A 21,111-nucleotide genomic window follows, 5' to 3' on the forward strand; every position below is an offset into this window, starting at 1 on the left:
GCGCGAGCCAGGGGCCCTAATCGTTGCCCTGTCCGAGCCTGGCCACTATGGACGGGTGCACCAGCATGTTGCCCGTTTTCGCATGACGGAGCGTTTCCAGCAGGAGCGCCAGGGGGCCTTCCTTCGGAAGGAAGGCACACACTCCCATTGCCGCGGCTTCGCACAAAGCCGCGGGCGTACATTCGGCGGTCAGCATCACGATTCTCGTCTCCGGTAACGCCAGCAAGATCTGCCTGGCGGCGTCCAGCCCGCTACCGTCAGGCAGCCGATAGGACATGATCACGGCATCGGGCTTCACGGAACGCGTCATGGCCACACCTGACTCGACTGACGTTGCTGCCCCCACGCCATGCAGGCCCGGCTCGCGCTCCAGGGCATCAGTGAGCTGCTCGACGAACATTTCGGGGTGTCCAATTGTCAGGACCATCCGTTCGGCCGCCCCCGGCTCCGGTCGCCTTGGCTCGGGTCGCGCGTGTCCGGTGCCTCCAGTGCCTGGGGTACCCGCAATCTCGAGTACGGTCTCCGGTTCGTCGGTAGCGGCCGTGCCTTGCAGGAGGCGGGCGTGCGCCGCCTGCAGGATCGGCCCCGGCGCGCACCCCATTTCCTGGTCCATCACGTGCCGGCACCGGTCAAATTCCCGCAGCGCTGCGGTCAGCTGCCCGGACCGTTCCAGCCCGAGGACCAGCACCGTCCAGGCGCGTTCGGCCAGGGCATCGTCCTCCAGCGCGGCGGCTGCCCAGAGGATGGCGGTTTCTGATTCTCCCAGCGCGCACGCCGCCTGGGCAGCTTGGACTTTGGCCTCCACCACCCGCGCCGCGTGCAGGGTTCTTTCCTCCTCCGCCCAGGCGGGCAGGAGTTCTCCGCCGAGCAAGGGCGCTGGAGCAAGGGCGAGTGCCTCCGTCAGGAAGCTGAGAGCCCGCCGCGGTTCAGCCTGCGCGGCCAGGCGGAACAGGACGTCGAACCGGTCGAGGTCCAGGTCCACCAGGGCCCTGTCCATGAGGTAGCCGCCGGTCACTGTCTTCAGCGGTCCGGCCCGTCCAGACCCGGGCTGCAGGTGGCGGCGCAGGACACTGACGTGGCTTTCCAACGTTGGATGCGCCAGGACGGGGGCGCGACCCTCCCACAACAGGTCGATCAGCCGCCCCTTCGACACCGGGCTGCCCAGATGGAGCAGAAGGATTTCCAGGATCTGGCGTGGCTTGGGTCCGCCCAGGTCATGCGCGCCCAGCGTCAGAGCCCCGCGTCGAACGGTCAGCGGACCCAGGATGCTGACGTCCAGCTTGCCGGACGGAACCATGGCCTCCGAAGCCGACAACCCTCTGTGCGGTTCTGAAACCAATTCCACTTCCAGCATGCGGGAAACCCCCAATTCCACACCGACGGCGATTAGGGACCATCCTTACTCAGCAAGCTGATCATTAGCCTGAGTAACCGCTACTTGTTAATCGGCCCCGGCTCCCTCAAAAACCGCCGTCGGCTACCCACTGCCCCTGCCGTTCCGCCGAACACGCCGGGCCATGTGTTGACTCACCGCGGGTCGCGGAGGAATATCGCAGGTGTCCGCACCGGCGCTGTCAGGGCTCCCGCCGTCGTGCAGCGCGGGTGGCCCCAGCCGGAAGAAGGATCGCGCATGTCCATATTCGCCACCACTCCCGAAAGCCAGGCGTTCGGCCAAAAGGCGAAGATTTACGACGACGAACTCCGGTCCCGCGGTTACGTCGCCAAGCACGCCAAGGACCTGGCGGTGAACCCGGAAGCGTATCTGGCGTTCGAAGCGCTCATCAGCGCCATCACCCAGAACATGGACCTCCGGCGGTACGAGCTGGTCACCCTTGCCGCAGCCCAGGCACTCGGATCCGCCCATTGCCGGCTTGCCCACGGGCTAAAGGCCCTGCGGGCCATTGACGAGGAAGAGCTGATCCAGATCGCCCGGGACTACCACAACGCGGGGCTGTCACCGGCGGAGGTGGCCATGATGGAGTACGCCGAACGGATCAGCACCGACGCCGTGAACATGACGGACTCGGACACGCTGGAGCTCAGGGACCACGGCTTCACCGACCGGGAAATCCTGGACATCACCCTCGCGGCCGGCGCCCGCAACTACCTGAGCCGCGTGCTGCAGGCCATCGCCGCCGAGGTGGACGTACCCACCAAGCTCTCCCCGCAGCTCCGCAGCGCCCTGTTGGCGCCGCTGGCCAAGTATGGAGCCGCCGCGAAGCCCCGCCACCGGGACGCCTGAACCCGCCGCCGTCAGGCCGCACGCCAAAGCCGTTCCTTACGCCAAGGGGCTTCCCTACGCCAAAGCAGCGGCGAGCGCCCTGAGCATCCACTCCCGGTATGCCTCCGGGGTCCAGCCGGCGTCATTCACCAGCGTGCGGTAGGCCTGCGGGTGCCCCAGCGACCAGATGGCAGCGGCAGCGTCCTCGTCCGACATCCCCGACGTCAGGCCGCCCCGCTCGCGGACAGCCGCGGCCGCCTCGTGGTACCGCGTCAGCCGTTGCAGCGCCCGGGCCTTTTCCAGCTTCGCCACCTCCGTATCCACCGCCGCCGCCTGGGCAATGACACCCAGCACCGCCCCTGTCCGCTGATGGACTTCCACGAACCAGTCCGCCAGCACAGCCAGCATGGATTCGAGATCCGGAGCCTGGCGGGTCCGTTCCCGCATGAACTCCAGCACCTGCGCCGGCGCGTTGGGCCCCGATGCTGCGGCGTCCAGCACGGCGGAGAGGAGCGCCGCCTTATTGCCCACGGAGTTGTAGACGGTCTGCACCGCAACCCCGCTCTCCACCGCGATGCCTTCGATGGTGGTGCGCACGTAGCCGTTCGCCAGGAAGAGCCGGCGGGCGGTGGCCACAATGTGCAGCCGGGTGTCCGCCGCCTGGGCCGTCCTGCGGGTGACCTTGGGTGATGCATGGGTAGGTGCTGTGGTTTTTCCTGGCATGAACTTAGACTATCCCTCCACTCACTGGAATGGTATTCTAACGACATCGGAATAGGGGTTGTTCGGTCAAGGGAGCCAGTCATGGACCAGGACGTGCAGCAGTTTGATGTAGTGGTGCTCGGCGCCGGGCAGGCGGGTCTTGCCGCGGGCTATCACCTGTCCAGAGCGGGGCTGCGGTTCGTCATTCTGGAGCAGGCACCCCGGATCGGGGACGGCTGGCGGGCCAGGTGGGACTCCCTTCGGCTCTTCACCCCGGCCCAGCGCGACGGCCTCCCCGGCCTTGCCTTCCCGGCGGCCCACAACACATTCCCTTCCAAGAACGAGTTCGCCGACTTCCTTGAGGCCTATGCCCGGGAGTTCAGCCTTCCGGTCCGGACCGGGGTGCACGTGGCGGCCGTTCGCCCAACGGACACCGGCTTTGCCGTCACCACAGGCGATGGCCTGCTCCAGGCGCGCAACGTCATTGCCGCCGTCGGCGCCAACGCGGTCCCCCGCATCCCGGCTGCGGCCGCCGGGCTGGATGACGGGATCCTGCAACTCCACAGCTCGCAGTACCGGCACCCGTCGGACATTCCGGAGGGCGACGTCCTGGTGGTCGGCGCCGGGACCTCCGGTGCCGAGATTGCGCTGGAGCTCGCTGCCACCCACCGGACCTTCATCGCCGGCCGCCCCACGCCGCACGTTCCCGACCCCGTGCTGCGCTGGGCCGACCCCCTCTACTGGCGCTTCATCCATTTCATCCCGACGACGGACAACCCGCTGGGACGGAAGGTGCGCGCCAACTTCCACCGGCGCGGGGCGCCGCTGATCCGGATCTCGGTCAAGGACCTGGACAGGGCCGGCGTGGTCCGGCTGCCGCGGTTCAGCGCCGTTGCCGGCGGACAGCCGGCGTTCGACGACGGCACGTCCCGCAGCGTACGGACCGTCATCTGGGCGACGGGCTACAAGCCGTCGCTCGAGTGGATCGAGGGCCTGAACCTGACGGACTGGGGCTGGCCGGAAACCCGCCGCGGCGCCGTGCCGGAACTGCCCGGGCTGTATTTCGTGGGCATGCCGTTCCAGTACTCGCTCACGTCGGGCCTCATCGGCGGAGTGGGCCGGGACGGGGCGTATGTTGTGGACGGAATCCTGGCGCGAACCAGGCACGGCGTCCCCGCTCCGGTTAAGTAGCCCCGCCCCCCAACTAGGTAGCAGTTAATGTCGTCATGGGAGCTCAAAACGACATCTAATGCGACCTAGTTGGGCGGGGCGACCTAGTTGGGCGGGGCGAGTTCGAAGATCCCGCAGCCGAGCCGTCCGCGTGGATTCCGACGTCGTCGACCGTCACGCCGTTGCCGAATAGGTGCCGGACTGCCGACCCCGGAGGAAGCTCCCCCGCCACCCGGGCCGCACGCCGGAGCGGGTTGACGACGACCAGGTGCGTCTCGTTCCTGAGGTAAACGAGCGGATAGCCGACGGCGAGCAGTCTTCTGGACGGCCGGGTTCCCAGAGCCGGGGTTGATTTACGGAGTTGGACCAGGCCCCGGACAAAGTGCAGGAGCGACTGTGGATCGTCCATTTGTTCCGCTACGGCGGGCCGTTCCGGGTCGGGATCCTGCGGAAGGTACAGGTCCTGCGGCGGCGCTGTGGAAAATCCGGCGTTGGGAAGGGAGTCGTCCCACTGCATCGGGGTCCGGCAGCCTGCACGGTTGTATTTGGGCGTCCAGATGCTGCCTTCCTTCTCGGGGGCATCTTCCAGATAGCGCATGCCGATCTCGTCGCCGTAGTAGATCGACGGAATGGAACCCCAGGTCAGCAGGAACGTGAAAGCCGCCGGGAGTTGTTCCCGCGTCCGGTTCCCGCACACCAGCCGCGAGAAATCGTGATCGGCGGAGGGCAGCACCACCAGGCGATCCGCCCCGTTGGCCTCGGGATGGAGATTCCACAGGCTGAGGAACCTCTCAAAAGCACGGGTTCCGTCAGCAGCGTCAGCGTCAGCGTCGAAATAGCAGGGCTCGGTGCTCTCCTGCCAGGGCAGGATGCCCGCGCCGCCATTGTTGAAGAGCGCGCTGTGTTCGTCGTGGATGACGAGCGAGAAGTCCGCATCGAAGCCGCCGCGCACTCCGGCGTCCGCGGTCCTCAGCTCGTCGCTCTCCGGGATGAGGACGGCGTCCGGATAGGCGCCGCGCATCCACTCCCCCAGCTCACGCCACAGAGCCGTGGTCTCAACGAGTCCGGGGTCGTCCTTCACCAGGGAGAATGCCATGTCCACGCGGAAGCCCGCGATGCCCTGATCCAGCCAGTACCCGATGATTTCCCGGAGCGCGGCCCTGTTCTGTTGGGGTCCCTCCGCGTCCGGCAGTTGCCGCCACGGTTCGTCCGGCGTCAGCCGCGCAAATCCAAAATTCAGCGCCGGCTGTTCCGGAAAGAAGTTCTTCAAGTACCAGCCGGGGCGGCTTCCCGGCGCGGCGACAAGGGTATCACCGGCGCGGTCCGACCAGACGTAGCGGTGGTCGGACTCGTCGTTCATGGATGCCTGGAACCACGGATGGTCAACGGACGTGTGGCCCGCCACCAGGTCCAGCAGCACCCGGATTCCGCGCGCGCCCGCTTCCTGGACGACGGCGATCATGTCCTCGTTTGTCCCGTAGCGAGGGGCGATGGTGAGGTAGTCCGAAACGTCGTAGCCCGCATCGCGGAAGGGCGAGGCGAAGCACGGGTTGAACCAGATCACGTCCACCCCAAGCCACTCCAGGTAGTCCAGGTGCCGCCGCACCCCGGCGAGGTCACCCACACCGTCTCCGTTCGAGTCCGCGAACGACTGGGGATAGATCTCGTAGATCACGGCGTCCGCCAGCCACTGAGGGGCCGCCACGGCGCCGGCGGTTGCCTCCCTGCCAGCAGATGCCTCCACGCCGGTCACGAAGGCGTCCCGGGAAGTGCGTGGTGCGCGGCGGGGTCGAACGGGTCGAATGCGGCCGTGCCCATCATGAAGATCCCGCGCTGGGGAATCCAGAAGTCACCCAGCCGGGTCTGCACGGGGAGGGGCTTCAGGCTGCCCAGGTCCTCGCCCCGCAGCGTGGCGGTGCTTCCCGAGATGAACCACACCCGCTTGGGGTTGGCCCGGAAGCCCTGCCCGTTGGGTACCCGGCCAATGAGCCCCATCTTTCCCGACTGCAGCACCGGGCCCGCCACTGCTCCCATGACCCGCAGGAAAGCCGGGTTTTGCCACAGTCTGGCCGGCAGCGCGGAGGCGACCGCGGACATCGCCCGGGTGATTGGTGTGGCGGCGAGGCTGACCTCCCAGTGGAGGCCGACGTCGTCCGCTACATCCACCGTGAAGCGGTGGTCATCAAGCCATGCGACGTCGATCCGGTGGACCGAGGTGGATTCCAGGGCGCTGCCGAAGTAGCGCGGGCAGGACACCGCAGCGGGCACACTCGTGTACATGGTCCAGGAACCGGAGGGGCGGCGCACCCACACCGATGTGTAGCCCGGCCCAACAGAGGTGACGGGGAACCTGCGCATGGCGAGCAGGTAGCCGGAGCTGAACGCCTGGCCCATGAGGCCGTAACCGGAAAACCGCTCGTCTTCCCCGTCCGGCAGCCGGGATTCGCGTTCGGCGGAGGCGATGAGCGCCCTGATGGACTCCATGGCGCGCCCTACTCCTGCCGCCGGTAGGTGGCCTCAACCACCTGGTACGGGTCGTGGCCCGGAACCACGTTGTGCATGGTGATGCGTCCGCCGTTGCCGTCGCCGGGTTCGACGTGGATCTGCCAGCCCCAGTCGGGGCCCTCCGGAGCGGGATACGTGCAGGCCAGGCGGACCACGCCGTCGTCGTCGATGGTTCCGGACAGGGTGAGCCACTGCGGCGCCGCATGGAAGGAATCCACCCACACGGCGGTCGCGCCCGCCGGACCTGAGCCCAGGAGCAGCAGGCCGTTCTGCGGCTGGCCCTCGTGCGACCACGTGTACTCGATGGTCACGAAGTCCTTGGCCGTTACCGCGACCGTCGCGGCCGACACTGATTCCTGGTACTCATCGGTGGGCATGAACCGGAAACGGTTGTGGCCCTGCCAGCTTCCGGTGAACGGCGCCAAAAATTCGACAATTTTCATACGGGCAGTCTGTCCCGGATCCGCCTGCACCGCTAGTGGCGCAGCCCGGCGAAGCACATCTGACAAGGGTAGGATCGTGAGGTGAAAAAACAATCCTGCGGTGCCTGCGGTTCGGCCGTTTACTTTGAAAACTCGGTCTGCCTGCATTGCGGGTCCAATCTCGCTTACCTGCGGAACTCGCGCGCCGTGGTGGTTGCGGACAGCCAGGGCCGGCACACGGATGCGTCCGGAAACACCTGGTACCGCTGCGTCAATTTGTTGCTATCCGGGTGCACTTGGCTTGCGCCGGAGAGCGGCCGCCAATGCTTCAGTTGCGAGCTCACGCGCACTCGACCGAACGACAGCGATGCCAAGGGCCTGACGCAGTTCGTTGCCGCCGAGCAGGCCAAGCGCCATCTCATTGCCGAACTCGATGAACTTGGCATGCCCATCGTCACCCGCGCCGAAGGTCACGACGGCGGCCTGGCGTTCGACCTGTTGTCCAGCGTCAAGGAAGATGTGGTGATCGGACACGCTGAGGGTGTCATTACCATCAACCTGGCCGAGAGCGACGACGCCTATCGCGAAAGAATGCGAACCCAACTCGATGAACCGTACCGGACCATGCTTGGTCATTTCCGGCATGAAGTGGGGCATTATTTCGAGACGGCGCTCGTGTTCGGCCACGAGGGACGGACGCGCGAGGCGAGGGAACTCTTTGGCGACGACACCAAGGACTACCAGGCAGAAATAGACCGCCACTACAGCGAAGGCGCTCCGGCGGACTGGAACGAGCAGTACATTTCAAAATACGCCACCATGCATCCCTATGAAGACTTCGCCGAGTCCTTCGCCCACTACCTGCACATCTGCGACACCCTCGACACCGCACGGGAGTTCGGACTAATTTCTGCCGCTTCCCGGGATTCCTCTTTCCGTACGCGCGTGGAGAAGGAGTGGCTGCCCCTCTCGATCGCTTTGAACCAGGTCAACCGCAGCATGGGGAAAGCCGATCTCTACCCGTTCGTTCTCTCAAGTGCCGTGATCGACAAGCTCGAGTTCGTCCACGGGCTGCGCACTTCAGCGACCGCCTAAGCCTGCCTGCGGCGGGCGGCCCCGGCCTCCTGTTTAGGCTGCCAATGGGCCCGCTTACCCTTCCGGCTCGCCGGCCGCCATATCGCCGACGCCGGGCGTGCCCTCGGCGAGCGCGTAGCGCTGCAGCACCGCACCCTTTGGTGAGGCGAGCACCGGCTCGATGAGGGTGAGGTTCGTCGGCACCACCCCGTCGGCGAAGACCTTCTTGCCGCTGCCGAGGAGGATCGGATACACCCAGAGGGTGAGCCGGTCGAAGAGCTTCTCGGCGAAGAGGGTCTGCACGAAGTTGAGGCTGCCGATGACGTGGATGTTCTCGTGCCGGTCGCGCAGTTCGCGCACGCCGGCCGCCACATCAGGGCCGAGCAGTGTGGAGTCGGCCCACTCGAGGGTTGGCGCCTGCCGGGAGGCGACGTATTTCGGGATGCGGTTGAACAGCTGCGCGATGTCACCGTGCTGATGCGGCCAGTACGCGGCAAAGATATCGTAGGTTCGGCGCCCCAGCAGCAGCGCGTCCATCCCGGCCATCCCGGACTGGATTTGCTCGCCGACCACCTCGTCGATGAGGGGTGCCTGCCAGCCGCCAAACTCGAAGCCGTCCGCAGGGTCCTCGTCCGGGCCGCCGGGCGCCTGCGCCACGCCGTCGAGCGTCGTGAACAGGTCTATATGGATCAGTCCCATGCCGTGTTCCTCCTCTGTCGCCCGTCGTCGTCCCGGCGACGGGATCACTTCGAGGCTGGCACACGATTCCCGGCGAAGCAACAGGTAATGGACGCCGGCCGCTAGTAGTTCCGGCGGTGCCTGAGCCGGGGAATGGTGATGGCAAATACGACGGCGGCGGCGAACCCCAGTACGCCGGTGGCCCACACGCCGGCCCCCAGTGAGACGGCGGCGGTGACGCCGGAGAGGAGCACCGGGCCGCCGGTGGCGCCGGCGTCGGCAATAAAACGCCAGAGCCCCAGGAACTGGCCGCGGCCGCGGTCCGGGGAGAAGTCGGCGCCGAGGGTCATGATGAGGCCGGAGCTGATGCCGTTGCCGAACCCGATCAGCAGCGCCGCCAGCAGCAGGCCCACAAAGCTGCCCGTCAGCGGGATGAGCATCAGAGCGGTACCCATGATCACCGTGGACGGGATGGCCACCCACTGCCTGCCCTTGCGGTCCATGAGCTTGCCGGCCGGGTAGAACACCAGCATGTCGATCGCCCCGGAGAGTCCGTAGATCAGCGAGGCGTGCGTGGCGTCCATGCCCAGGCTGTCCGCCCACAGCGGGATGACCACCTGACGGGACGCCCGCAGTGCGCTGAGCAGCAGGATGCCGGCGCCCACGGTGAGGAACACCCCCGCGTGGGACCTGGCGATGCCGCGCATGGTGGGTTCCGGTCCGCGGTGCGCGTCGCCCGAACTGCCAACAGCGGGCAGGTCGGGGATGGTGACGGACAGGACGGCGGCCGCGGCCATGGCGGCCACACCCACCCAGTACGCGCCGCTGATCCCGGCAAACTGCATGACACCGGCGCCTACGAACGGCCCGATGAAGATGCCGATCCTGCTCACGCCGCCCAGGGTGGACAGGGCGCGGGCGCGGAAGGCTACCGGCACCGCTTCGGTCAGGTATTTCTGCCGGGCCAGGCTGAAGACGCTTGCAGCCATCCCGACGACGATCATCGCCACGGCGAGCAGCCACAGTCCGTTGGGAATCACCGAGGACAGCCCCGCCGCCGTCAGCGCCAGTGCACCCGCCGCGGCGGCCCCTACGATGGACCAGCGTTCCCCGAACTTGAGGGTGATCAGTGAGGCCGGCAGGTTAAAGAACCACGAGCCCAGGCCGATCAAAGTGACGATCAGCGCGGCCACCGCCACGGACGCGCCAAGGTCGCGGGCCGAAAGCGCCACCACCGGCAACACCGCTCCCTCACCGATGCAAAAGAGCAGCGCGGGCCCGAACGCAGGGACGGCAATGCTGCGGAGGCTGAAGGGTTTTGTGGCTTGTGCGGAGGTCATCCCTTTCATCCTATGCAGGCCCGGCCCGGACGGCCGCCGGCGGACCCCGCTCCAGCCTTTTTACAAGTTGCGCGGAGCATCATCTGATCAGGATTGAGCAAGCCATGAGGAGAGGTCATGACAACTCGCAGGGAAGTTCTAAAGCTGGGCGGAACGCTAGGGGCATTCAGCCTTGTGGGGATGAAGGGGGCCCCGCTCACCGTTCCCCCACCCACCACGCCGCCCATCACCACGAGCCAGCTGGCGCCTCAAAACACGCCGGTTCCCTATGCCGGCGTCTTCCGGCGGCCGCCCGTGCTGGAGCCGTTCGAGACCGGCTTCGATGACGGCGATCCCAGCCGGCCGTATGCCAAGTACGCGCTGACCCAGAAGCTTGGCCAAACCCAGTTTGTTCCCGGCCTCACCACCACGCTGGCCGGCTACAACGGCATTTTCCCCGGCCCCACCATCCGGGCCATCCAGGGCACCCGGACCGAGGTGCGGATCCGCAATGACTTCCCGGCGCTGGGCCTGCTGCATCCCCTGGCCTTCCAGACCGTCACCCACCTGCACGGCTCGGCGTCGCTGCCGCAGTACGACGGCTACGCCAACGACACCACCTCGCCTGGGTACGTGAAGAACTACCACTACCCCAACTGGCAAACCGGCCGCACGCTCTGGTACCACGACCACAAGCACCACGTGACGGCCCAGAACGTGTACTCAGGGCTGGCCGGCTTCTACCCCCTCTCCGACGCGTTCGAACGTGACCAGCTGCCGCAGGGTGAGTTCGATGTGCCGCTGATGATCTCGGACGCACTGTTCAACGCCGACGGCTCCTTCGGCTACAACGACAACGACCACGACGGCCTGTGGGGCGACATCATCATGGTCAACGGGGTTCCGTGGCCGACGATGAAGGTGAAGCCGCGAATCTACCGTTTCCGGGTCCTTGTGGCCTCGATTACCCGTTCCTACCGCCCCACGCTTTCCACGGGCGAGCCGGTCTATATCGTTGGCACCGACGGCGGCATGGTGCCGAAGGTCCAGGCTGTCCAGTCCTGGCGGCAGGGAACTGCCGAGCGCTACGAGATCCTGATCGACTTCCGGAGGTACAAGCCCGGGCAGAAGATCCAGCTGAAAAACCTGAGCAACAAGAACAACGTGGATTTTGCCAATACGGACAAGATCATGCAGTTCGAGGTCGTGCGCAACTCCGGCTCAAGCAAGGGGACCATCTCCGCGATTCCCAAGACGCTCGACGACGGCGGCTCGCCGAATGCGGCCCGCGGCGGGCTGCCCACCATGAGCCTGACACCGGACCTGGTGGTCGCCAAACGGGAGCTGAGGGTGGAACGCGAGAACGGCGAATGGGTCGTCAGCGGCGTCACCTGGGCCGACGTGGAAGCTTCCGGATTTACCAAGCTGCTGGGCAACCCCCAGGCCTTTGACGTCGAGCAGTGGACCATCACCAACGCTTCCGGCGGCTGGTTCCATCCGGTGCACATTCATCTGATTGACGCGAAGATCATCGGCCGCAATACCAACGGCGGGCAGCCGTTCGCGTGGGAGACGGGGCCCAAGGATGTCTTCTATACCGGAGAGAACGAGTCCGTCACCTTGCTTACCCAGTTCGACACCGGAGCGCACACAGGCGGCCGCTACATGGTGCACTGCCACAACCTGGTGCACGAGGACCACGACATGATGGTCCAGTTCTCCGTGGGTGACCTCCGGAACAACGACCCGATCACCTCGGACCCGGCCGTCCCGGACACCCTGCCCGCCAACTTCTTCGTCCCGAAATACCAGCCGGGCTTCCCGGCGGGTACGTGAGATGAAGGCACCTGAGATGAAGGCGGCTGCCGTTGCCGTCTCGGTGGTGCTGGCTTCTTCCCTGTTGGCCGGCTGCACCGCCGGAGCGCCCGGTCCCCGTCCTTCCGACCCGTCCGGCGTCGTCCTGACGTCCGGGTCGGGCGCCGAGCTGGGGAACGGCCGGCCCCAGGTGAGCCACGACGGGCTAATGGTCCGCCGGCGCATTGCGGTGGCCATCCACCCTGCCCCGGACGCGGATGTGGACAAGCTCCGCACGGCTCTTTCCTCGGCCGCGGGCAGCCTTGGACTGGCCATTTCCCCGATATCACCGGACGTCCTGGGGGCCAGCGTGCTGCAGCATACGGTGCCTGAACTCATTGTTGCGTTTCCGGGTGATGCCACCATCGCAGACGGCGGTGAGCTGGTTGACCTCGCATTCGGCCACGACCAGGCGTTTCCGGGACTGGACCACGTTCACGTGGCCCAGGTGCTGGTGCACGATCTCCGCTTCACCGTCAGCTCGCCGAACCCCGGCACCGTGGCTGAGTCCGTCGCGCTGGAAGGAATCCTCGCCGACGCGCTGGGCAACTATGACACGCGTGTAGGCGACGGCGAGCTCGAATTCGCGTACACCGGCCCGCTGCTGAGCGACAAGACGGTGGAGGCTGTCCGCCGCGGCGTTGCCCGCGCCGCAGGCAACACCGCGGACGACGTCAAAGTGGCTCCGCGGTCGGAAACGGGAACAGGCGTGGACATGACTAAGGAGCCGGCGGAGGCCGCCGCTGCCGAGGAACCCGTGCACGGCCACTGACGGCAAATAACGACGACGGGCCAGGCCGGCTGAGACAACAACATCTCAGCCGGCCTGGCCCTTCTTTATGCCTGTCTGGACCATGACCACACGGCAGCCTCTGGGCAACGCTGGGCACACAGCCAGGCACACAGCCGGGCACGGCAACAGGAAGGCCCCGGGGCCGCACGCACAAGGCGAACGCACAGCAAAGGGGGTGGCCGGTGGGCCACCCCCTTCACTTGCCAGCAACTGCTAGCTGCGCTGCGCCTTGGCTACCGCGCCACCACGCTGTTCGAACGGGCGGACTCCGGGCTGGTGCCCGCCGCGTTGATGGCTACCACTATGAAGCGGTAGTTGTTGTTGGTCAGGGTCATCTCCAGGGACCTGGCCGTCGCCGGCAGGACTGCAGAGTCTGTCCGTGAGACCACGGTGGCGTTGGCTGCGGCCGAGCTCATCCGCAGTGCCGTTACCTTGTAGCCCGTGATCGGGGAACCGCCGGTGGCGGCTGGCGGCGTCCAGTTGGCGATGGCCGTCACTGCTCCCCGGTTGGCCCCTTGCCTGGCGGTTCCGATCACCGGAGCGCTTGGCACGGTTGGCGTGTTGATCGCATTCGACGGTGCAGAACCCGCACTGGCACCGGATGCGTTGACCACCCGGACCACGAACGTGTACTGGGTACCGTTTTCCAGGCCCGTGACCACCTGGCTGGTGGCCGCGTTGGTGAAGGTGACGGTCCTGACCACCGCGGTTCCCATGCGGACGTCGATCTGGGACCCGGTAATCGGTGACCCACCGTCACTGGCCGGCGCCGTCCACGTCACGGTTGCCGAAGCAACCCCCGCAGTGGCCGCCACATTGGTCGGTGTACCCGGAGCCGTAGCAGCCGGTGTCACCGCGTTGGATGCCGCGGACAGCGCCCCTGCACCGAACTGGTTCAGCGCGCGCACCTGGAAGGTGTACGAAGTGCCGTTGGTCAGTCCCGTGACCGTGGCGCTGGTGGCCGTGGCCGCAATGCCGGTGACAGTCCGGACCGCGGTGCCGCCGGTGTTCACGACGACCTCGAAGCCCGTTATCGGCGAAGACCCGTTGGCGGCCGGGGCCGTGAACGTCACCGTGGCGGAGCTGTTGGCTGCGGTCACCGAACTGATGGTCGGCGCATCAGGCACCGCCAGCGTGACCACCTGGTCGGTGAACTGCAGACGCTCGATGTTCCGCAGCGTGTCGATCCCGTCGCTGGCCCGCTGGCCGACCACGTCGGCGCCGGTCTGGGTGACCGTCACCTTGGCCAGCTCGGTGTCCGTTGCCGGGGTGGCAACGACCGTGTAGTTGGACAGCGGTCCGGAGAACACTGCCGTGTCGGTGCCGCCGGTACCCGTCAGGATCTCGCGCACTGCCACGATGTTGCCCGGGTTCACGGTTCCCGCGAACACTGCTTCCTGGAGGGTCGGACCGGTAAGGTTGCCGGCGCCGTCCCGCAGGTACTGCGTGGTCATCCCGGCCGCGCTGCCAATCTCGGAGGCCGGATTGTTCGCGTCCGTGCGGACGCTGAGCCGGACACTGAAGTACCTGTCGCCGTCGATGATGTCATCGGCGCCACGTCCTTCGATCAGGTCGCTGCCGCCGCCGCCGAGGAGGATGTTGCCATCGCCCCAGACGTTGCTGCCGGGGACCAGCAGCGGGCAGTTCCTGGATGCCGATGCCGCGATGACCGTGTCAGCGGGAGTGCTGAGCGCGGGTACCAGCGGGTCAAGGCCCGCGATGCGGTCAAGGCCCGCCTGGTCCAGCACGTCGCATCCGATGAATCCGGCACCGCCGACGGCGCTGGGAACCACATCGTCGCCCCGAAGGATGTCGTCGAGGTTCGCACCGGAGAGCGCCTCAAGTTCGTTGAACTTGTCGCGGACGCCCACTTGCAGGATGTCCAGCGGCGGGATCGGGAGATTCAGGTCGGCGTCCTGCGCCTGCGGATCCTGAAGGCCGATTTCCCAGTCGTACCCTGAGGCTCCGGCGACCTTCTCGATGCCGGGTCCTGCGAGACCAACGTCGTCGCCGCCCTCCATGTCGTAGTCGTCGTCGCCGCCCTGGCCGATGAGGATGTCATGGCCCGGCTTCTGGGAATCGTCCAGGAAGAACAGGTTGCCGCTGTCTCCTTGGAGGAGGTCCGGCTGATCGCCGCCCTCCTGCCAGTCATCGCCGCTGTCACCGAACACTGCGTCTTCTCCCTGTCCGGCGATGATGAAGTCATCACCGGCACCGGCGAAGGTTTCGTTGATGTTGGCTCCGCCGTTCGAGAAGTCCTTGCCGTCGCCACCCATGAGGATGTCCAGGCCCGGACCGGCGTCGATCGCGTCGTTTCCGGGACCGCCCTTGGGTACGTCGTCGCCGGCGAGGTCGGTGATGATGTCATCACCTTCACCGCCGAGTGCGACGTCGGCGCCGTCACCGCCCTGGATGATGTCGTTCCCGAGGCCACCCCAGAAGGTGTCGTTGTCGTTGCCTCCGTACATCCGGTCCACGCCGGCAGTGCCGTTGTAGACGCTCTGGCCATTGATCCCGGAGGGGTCCACGGTGTTGATGGCCCGGTACTTGATGGTGCCGTCGGGCATCCGGATCAGGAGCGCGGTTTCGTTGCATTCCGACGCCGGGTCATCGGCCACCGTGTTGCCGGAGGCCGTGAAGCCGTCGGTGGTGCCCGCCAGGTTCTTCAGCTCGAACTTGCAGTCCGCGGTGGCGAATGCATCGGCCTTCAGGGTGTGCACATTGGTGTTGCGCATCATCAGTTCGGCGAATGAGTTGCCTTCCAGCTGTGCCCGCAGGTTCATGCCCGGGGTGCGCGCGAGGTAGTACAGCCGGTCGCCGTTTTGGAGGTCGGTGAGCTGGCTTTCAAACACGAAGTTGAACGTGCTGCCAAGCAGGCCGCCGAACAGGTTGGTCCGCTCCGCGAGTCCGCCAACCCAGAGGTCCACGGTGTCGAGTCCGGTGATGGACCTCGTCCCGTCGTTCGCCCACGCACCGATGCTGTTCATGAACGCCGCGGCGTCACTCGGGCCGACTTCGCCGGCGAGGGTGTCTGGGCTGACGATCTTGCGGGCAGCCGTACGGCGTGATTCAAGGGTGGCCGGTCCGTCGTCGGCCGTCCCCAGTGTTGCATCGGGGCCGGCATCCGTGAGGATGGTCGGGTGCTGCCCGTAGGCTGCCACGAAGTTGATCAGCGACTCCGGGTGCTTGAGGTTCTCGCCGAAGTCGATCCAGTTGGTGTAAGGCTGCAGCTGGCCGTCGTTGGTCGAGGCGTGGAGCTCACGGCGGAGGTTGTTCAGCGTCGGGATGCCTTCGGACCGGGCCCTGGTCATGTTGATGGTTGGCAGGTCCAGCGGCAGGCCCAGCAGGTTGTTCCGGAGCGTGTCGGTGACGAACTCGTCGAGCTCGTTGCCCACCTGGTCCGACATGCCCATGATGATGCTGCCGGCTGCTTCCTCGGAGGTCAGCGAGCCGGCGGGGCCGCCGTCCGTGTAGGCCGGCGGGTTCAGGAACCCGTCCAGCAGCGAGATGTCGTTGTCGCTTCCTCGGATGTCATCGGAGGTGCCGAACACCGCGTCAGGACCGGCCTGGTCCTCGTTGCGGCGGGAGATCGTCTCCGTCAGCATCGAGTGGCCGAAACGGTACACGGCATGGGCGAATTCCGCCTTGATGGCCGGGTTGAGCTCGGTCTGGGTGAAGGCGAACGGCTGGAAGGGGTTGATCGCGGGCTGCACCTTGCGGGCAAACTCCTCGAAGACCAGGTGCTGGTACTCCATTTCCGTGATGAACCGTGCCGCCTGGAAGAGGCGCTCACCGTTCCAGCCCTCAGCACCCGCGGCCAGCTGCCACTCCTGGAGCGCAGCAGTGCCGCTCGCCGAGGTGTCGCCGGTCAGCACATTCTTGATGTCGCCTACCAGGCGGTCGTGCTCGGAGTGGAAGATCTGGTGGATGGCGGTCAGGCCGATGTTCTCATTCACGCGGCCGTCGCCGGCGATGAAGTGTGCGTTCAGCATTTCATCGTCGTACGTTCCCGCTGGCTGGTTGGCGAAGTCGGCGGAGGCGACGTTGTCGTCGTCCGGGACCGGGGCCACCGGCGGTGTATCCGGGTTGCGGTCGGTGTCCACCGGCGTGGGATCCGCGTTGTGCGCAATGTCCGTCAGGAACGGCGTGTCGAAGTGCAGCGCGTTGGCCGGAACCGGAACCGGGGAGGCGATGTTGCCTTCCACCAGGCCGGTGGCGGTCACGTACTGCGGCAGTCCGTTGGGGCCGGGAATGAACTTGCCGTAGGGGTCTGCGGCGATCATGGGGATGTTGGTCACGTCGGTGTCCACCAGCCGGAGGCCGAGCAATGCTGCTGCCTGCGTCTTGGTGGTGGCCCAGGTGGCCATGCCGCCGGCGGTGGGCCCTGCCGGGCCGCCCAGCAGCTTACCGGTGGACACCGGCTTGCCGTCGCTGTTGTTGACGTATTCGCGGAGGAATACCTGGTGTGACGGGTGCGAGGTGTAGGTCTGGCTCTGGTCAACCCAGGGCGAGTCCGTGTTGGTCGCATCCTGGATGTCGTCATCGGTACCCAGGATGCCGTCCGTCCCCGGCTGGTTCTGGCCGCGGGTCAGCACCATGAAGCGCAGGTTCGGGTCCAGGTCGTCGCCGTTGCCCAGGATGTGGTCGGGACCTGCGATGAGCGGATCGTCCGCCTTCAGCGGCACGAACACCGTGCCTCCGCCCTTGACGGTCTGATCCACCCCATGGTCGAAGAACTGGCCGAACAGCGTGAACATCGAGTTGTACGGTGGCGAAAGGCCCACGTCGGTGGTCACGTTGGGCATGAACAGGGTCTGGTGGGACGGAACGCAGCCGGCAGGTATGCCGGCAGCGTCCGGAGTGGGATCGGTGGTGCACGGCACCACGCCCTCGGCGCCCTGGGTCCTGACCGGGTTCCCTGCTGCGGCCACGGCGGCGGGGTTGGTGGAAGTCTGGTCAACCACGAGGTTGCTAATCACGCGGGGCTGGGAATCGAAAACGACGCCGGACTTCTGCTCGTAGCTGGTCGGCGCGGGCGGTCCGCCCAGCGATCCGGACTCAGCGGGGCGGAATGATTTGGAGCCCAGCCGCGGGAAGATCTCGTCGGCCGCGCCGAAGGTTTCCTGGCCGGGCACGAGGTTGTTGCAGGAACCGTCCACAGTGCGCAGCCCCTTGGAGACGAGGGGGCTGGCGATCTGGTTGGGGCCGGTGCCGATCATGGTGTCACACGGGTGCTCCGGCGACAACGTTGCCGCGTGCGCTTCGGCGATCTTGATCTGCTGCAGGATGAACGCCAGGTCGGCGGGGCTCACCGTGAACCCCTGGCCAATGGGGGCCGTGACGGCATTGGCGGCCACGGGCAGGCCCATGCCAACCGGCATGACTATGGCCGCGATGGCTGCGACCAGCCGGACCCGCGCCGACCTGACTCGTACCGGGTTGACTCGTGCCGAGCGGGGGGCCGCGTGCCGCCCGCGTCTGGCGTGGAAACTGCTGTCTTCAGGGTTTGGGGGCGCCGAGGCCTTACCGTCGGCCGGGCCCAGGGGCATCCAATTGAAGGGTCTCATGACATGCCTGCCGTTAGAGGGATGGAATGACGCCATGGTGAACCGGACACCTCGGAAAAACCTTGTTGAGACAGTCAGCGCACCGCGGCAAAAGGAGTGGCGGGCGGGTGCGAAAGAAGTGACACCGGGCGAATAAGTACATTCGAGGGGCGAAAGACCAGTAGGGGCCACTCGTGTTCCCGGGGCGGTAACTAGCGACGATGGACAAAAGCTTCCCGACTGAATCGCAGGTTTCTTGATGTCTTCAGTGGATATAGCCAAATCAGACCAGGCATTGCCGCCGGCCCTGACAGGGCCGGCAACGTGCCGTCTCGAGGCGAACATCATCGGCCCGCTCAGGATACGGCGCGGGGAAACAGTGCTCGGATGCCGGGAGCTCGGCGGCCCGAAGCCCCGGCAGATTCTCGAACTCCTGCTTCTGAATCTGGGCGCTCCCGTTTCCAAGGACCGCCTGATCGACATCCTCTGGGCCGGGCAGGCCCCGCCGGAGGCACTCCCTACCCTGGAGAGCTATGTGAGTGTGCTGCGTCGCCATCTGCAGCCCGGGATGGGAAAGGACGGTCCGCTGCGGACCGTGACCGGCGGCTACATGCTGGAACGGTCGCTGGTGGACCTGGATCTGGACCGCTTCGACGCCCTCATACGCGGCGCCGAAACCGCCGAGCCAGAGCGCGCGATTGGGCTGCTCCAGGAGGCTCTGGGCCTGGCGTCTGCTCCCTTGATGGGCGATGAACTGATGCCTTCCTGGGCAGAGGCGGAGCGGACACGCCACGCGGGGCGCGTTTTCCGTGCCCGGATACTGGCAGCGGAGTCGGCCCTTGCCCTCGGAAAAACCCAGCTCGCCGCTACCTGGGCCAGGGAAGCGGTGTCGGATGATCCCCTCAGCGAGCAGGCCTGGACGGCCTTGGTCCTTGGGCTCGAGAAAAATGGCCAGCCCACGGAGGCACTACGTGCCTTCAATCAGTGCCGGCGGATCATGGACCGGGAAATGGGCTGCGCTCCGGGTCCTGTGTTGCGGTCCATCCACGCCAGGCTCCTGGAGGCCACGGCCGACGTCACCCCGCCGGGGGTCGGTGGCGCCCCGGCCACGCGAAGAATCCGCGTCATGACCATCAACCGGCACCGGACGTTCACCGAGCTCCTCGCCGGCGCCCTGGACCGCGAACCGGACATGCTCAGCGTGGGTACCGCGGACTCGGCGCAAGCGGGTGTTGACCTGGTCCGCGAACTGGCCCCCGACGTCGTCATTCTTGACTACCGCCTGCGCGGCGAGGACGGCATAGCGGCGGCGGTGCAAATTCTTGCTGCCGCGCCCCACACGCACATTGTCATGCTGGTCGGGGCGCCGACTCCGGAGGCGCAACGGCAGGCAGCCGCAGCGGGAATCTGTGCATTCTTGCCCAAGGACGGTTCACTTTCCACGCTGCTGGATGCCCTCAGGCAGACAAGCAATGTCCAAGTACGCTGACTGGCGCCTCGGCGCACGGCCGCCGGATGACCACGGTTCAGCCGAGCATTCCGAAGTCAGCACGGCGGTGGTGAAGTTCCTCCTGATGGGTGTCCTTGCCCTGGTCCTGGTGGCACTCCCGGTAACGTTCTGGGTCCGCGCCGAGGCGGAAGACCATGCCCTGCAGGAGGCGATCCTTGTCACCCAGCGGCTGGCGGACCATACCGCCGGCCCGCTCGCCACCGAGAAACTCCTGGCCGGTGACCCCGCCGCGATTGCGGAACTGGACCAGAAGGTGGGGCCGTGGCTGGATAAGGAAGGTGTGCTGCGGATCAAGATTTGGACTCCCGACGGCAAGGTGGTGTATTCGGACCAGGGCTCCCTGATCGGCCAGGTTTTTGAACTACGGGCTCCGGAGCGCCAGCTGCTGGCGGGAGGCGACGCCACGGCCTCCCTCAGCCATCATCAGGAATTCGAGAATCAGTTCGAATCGGCCCGCGGGGAACTGGTTGAGGTATATGTCCGCTTCGCGGCCACCAACGGGACGCCGCTGGTCTTCGAGGCTTATTACGACGACGAACCTCTGCGCGAGGTGCAGGAAAAGGTTCTGCTCGGCATGGTTCCCCCGCTCCTGCTCGCCTTGCTCGCACTCCAGCTGGCGCAACTGCCCACCGCTATCCGGCTGGCTCGCAAGATCCAGGCGAACAGAACCGCCGGCCACCGCCTGCTCAAACACGCGGTGGAGGCGTCTGACCTGGAACGCAGGAGAATCGCCAGGGACCTCCACGACGACGTGATCCAGGACTTGTCCGGCCTGTGCTACGCCCTCGAGTCCGAGGAGCTGCATGGCCAGGGCAAGAACCAGTTGCTCACCGAGGCGCGCTCCATCCTGCAGCTCAACGTCAGAAAACTCCGGGAAATTACTACCGAGCTGTACCCGCCCGACCTGGACGAGTTTGGTTTACCGGCAGCGTTGGCGAGGCTTGCCGGTCCGGTGCAGGGCCGCGGCATCACGCTGCAGCTGGATCTCCCCTCGGACATCGACCTGGACCGCGACCAGTCCGCCATGCTGTACCGGGTGGCCCGGGAGTCCCTGGCCAACGTTGCCAAGCATTCGCACGCCACCAACGTCCGGGTCAGCTTGAAGAACGACCCCGGCGGGGCCGAGATTTCCGTCTCCGACGACGGCATCGGCTTTGACCAGGCCCACGGTTCCCCTGAAGGGCACAGCGGCCTGCGGATTCTGCGGGACACGTTCAAGGCGGCGGGCGGAACGCTGGAAGTCCGGACGGCGCCGGGGGCCGGCACCACCGTCAAAGCCCGACTGGAAAGCCCGACCGCTGCCCTCCTTTAGCCGCG

15 protein-coding genes are annotated in these 21,111 nt (G+C 66.4%); 7 read left to right on the top strand and 8 right to left on the bottom strand.

The genetic code is table 11. The features are described from left to right. Positions 1–16: 16 nt before the first annotated feature. A complete protein-coding gene (locus ACSQ1X_RS16005) occupies positions 17–1,354 on the bottom strand; it encodes a BTAD domain-containing putative transcriptional regulator (protein WP_436058358.1) in 1,338 nt (445 codons plus the stop codon). A 276-nt stretch (positions 1,355–1,630) separates the two neighbouring features. On the opposite strand from ACSQ1X_RS16005, the gene ACSQ1X_RS16010 reads away from it, so the two are divergent. Beyond that, complete coding sequence (locus ACSQ1X_RS16010) at positions 1,631–2,242, top strand: carboxymuconolactone decarboxylase family protein (protein ID WP_055804416.1); 612 nt, start codon at positions 1,631–1,633, stop codon at positions 2,240–2,242. Between the two features lie 54 nt (positions 2,243–2,296). On the opposite strand, the gene ACSQ1X_RS16015 is transcribed toward ACSQ1X_RS16010, so the two are convergent. After that, positions 2,297–2,944: a TetR/AcrR family transcriptional regulator gene (locus ACSQ1X_RS16015; protein ID WP_436058359.1), complete on the bottom strand. Its 648-nt coding sequence runs from the start codon at positions 2,942–2,944 to the stop codon at positions 2,297–2,299. An 81-nt stretch (positions 2,945–3,025) separates the two neighbouring features. Here ACSQ1X_RS16015 and ACSQ1X_RS16020 point away from each other — a divergent pair, with 81 nt between their 5' ends. Further along, positions 3,026–4,114: a flavin-containing monooxygenase gene (locus tag ACSQ1X_RS16020; protein ID WP_436058360.1), complete on the top strand. Its 1,089-nt coding sequence runs from the start codon at positions 3,026–3,028 to the stop codon at positions 4,112–4,114. Between the two features lie 55 nt (positions 4,115–4,169). Here ACSQ1X_RS16020 and ACSQ1X_RS16025 read toward each other — a convergent pair whose 3' ends face one another. Genes ACSQ1X_RS16025 through ACSQ1X_RS16035 form a run of 3 tightly spaced genes read right to left on the bottom strand, consistent with a single transcriptional unit; the run spans position 4,170 to position 7,041 of the window. Then, a complete protein-coding gene (locus tag ACSQ1X_RS16025) occupies positions 4,170–5,846 on the bottom strand; it encodes an alpha-amylase family glycosyl hydrolase (RefSeq protein WP_436058361.1) in 1,677 nt (558 codons plus the stop codon). Further along, positions 5,843–6,577 (bottom strand): hypothetical protein, encoded by a 735-nt coding sequence (locus ACSQ1X_RS16030; protein WP_436058362.1) that lies wholly within the window; start codon positions 6,575–6,577, stop codon positions 5,843–5,845. The genes ACSQ1X_RS16025 and ACSQ1X_RS16030 overlap by 4 nt, the downstream gene beginning before the upstream one ends. 8 nt (positions 6,578–6,585) lie before the next feature. After that, a complete protein-coding gene (locus ACSQ1X_RS16035) occupies positions 6,586–7,041 on the bottom strand; it encodes a DUF1579 family protein (protein WP_436058363.1) in 456 nt (151 codons plus the stop codon). A gap of 81 nt (positions 7,042–7,122) precedes the next feature. On the opposite strand from ACSQ1X_RS16035, the gene ACSQ1X_RS16040 reads away from it, so the two are divergent. Continuing rightward, positions 7,123–8,115 (top strand): zinc-binding metallopeptidase family protein, encoded by a 993-nt coding sequence (locus ACSQ1X_RS16040; RefSeq protein WP_436058364.1) that lies wholly within the window; start codon positions 7,123–7,125, stop codon positions 8,113–8,115. A gap of 54 nt (positions 8,116–8,169) precedes the next feature. Here ACSQ1X_RS16040 and ACSQ1X_RS16045 read toward each other — a convergent pair whose 3' ends face one another. Both ACSQ1X_RS16045 and ACSQ1X_RS16050 read right to left on the bottom strand, forming a co-directional pair. Further along, entirely contained in the window at positions 8,170–8,793 is a 624-nt protein-coding gene (locus ACSQ1X_RS16045) for a dihydrofolate reductase family protein (RefSeq protein WP_436058365.1), read from the bottom strand. Positions 8,794–8,894: 101 nt separating this feature from the next. Next, the gene (locus ACSQ1X_RS16050; RefSeq protein ID WP_436058366.1) at positions 8,895–10,112 is read right to left on the bottom strand and encodes an MFS transporter; all 1,218 of its coding nucleotides are present in this window, start codon (positions 10,110–10,112) and stop codon (positions 8,895–8,897) included. A gap of 117 nt (positions 10,113–10,229) precedes the next feature. Between ACSQ1X_RS16050 and ACSQ1X_RS16055 the strand changes: the two genes are divergently transcribed. Both ACSQ1X_RS16055 and ACSQ1X_RS16060 read left to right on the top strand, forming a co-directional pair. Further along, entirely contained in the window at positions 10,230–11,927 is a 1,698-nt protein-coding gene (locus ACSQ1X_RS16055; RefSeq protein ID WP_436058367.1) for a multicopper oxidase family protein, read from the top strand. Between the two features lies 1 nt (position 11,928). After that, entirely contained in the window at positions 11,929–12,717 is a 789-nt protein-coding gene (locus tag ACSQ1X_RS16060) for a hypothetical protein (RefSeq protein WP_436058368.1), read from the top strand. A 254-nt stretch (positions 12,718–12,971) separates the two neighbouring features. Here the strand turns inward: ACSQ1X_RS16060 and ACSQ1X_RS16065 are convergent, their stop codons facing one another. Continuing rightward, positions 12,972–18,119, bottom strand: a complete 5,148-nt coding sequence (locus ACSQ1X_RS16065) for a peroxidase family protein (protein ID WP_436058369.1) — start codon at positions 18,117–18,119, stop codon at positions 12,972–12,974. A gap of 424 nt (positions 18,120–18,543) precedes the next feature. Between ACSQ1X_RS16065 and ACSQ1X_RS16070 the strand changes: the two genes are divergently transcribed. Then, positions 18,544–19,773 (top strand): BTAD domain-containing putative transcriptional regulator, encoded by a 1,230-nt coding sequence (locus ACSQ1X_RS16070; protein ID WP_436058370.1) that lies wholly within the window; start codon positions 18,544–18,546, stop codon positions 19,771–19,773. Next, positions 19,757–21,106 carry a sensor histidine kinase gene (locus tag ACSQ1X_RS16075; RefSeq protein ID WP_436058371.1) on the top strand — a complete coding sequence of 450 codons (1,350 nt, stop codon included), beginning with the start codon at positions 19,757–19,759 and terminating at the stop codon, positions 21,104–21,106. The genes ACSQ1X_RS16070 and ACSQ1X_RS16075 overlap by 17 nt, the downstream gene beginning before the upstream one ends. Positions 21,107–21,111: the final 5 nt, after the last annotated feature.

The organism is Arthrobacter sp. LjRoot78 (assembly GCF_964254335.1).
In the GTDB taxonomy this organism is placed as follows: Bacteria; Actinomycetota; Actinomycetes; order Actinomycetales; family Micrococcaceae; genus Arthrobacter.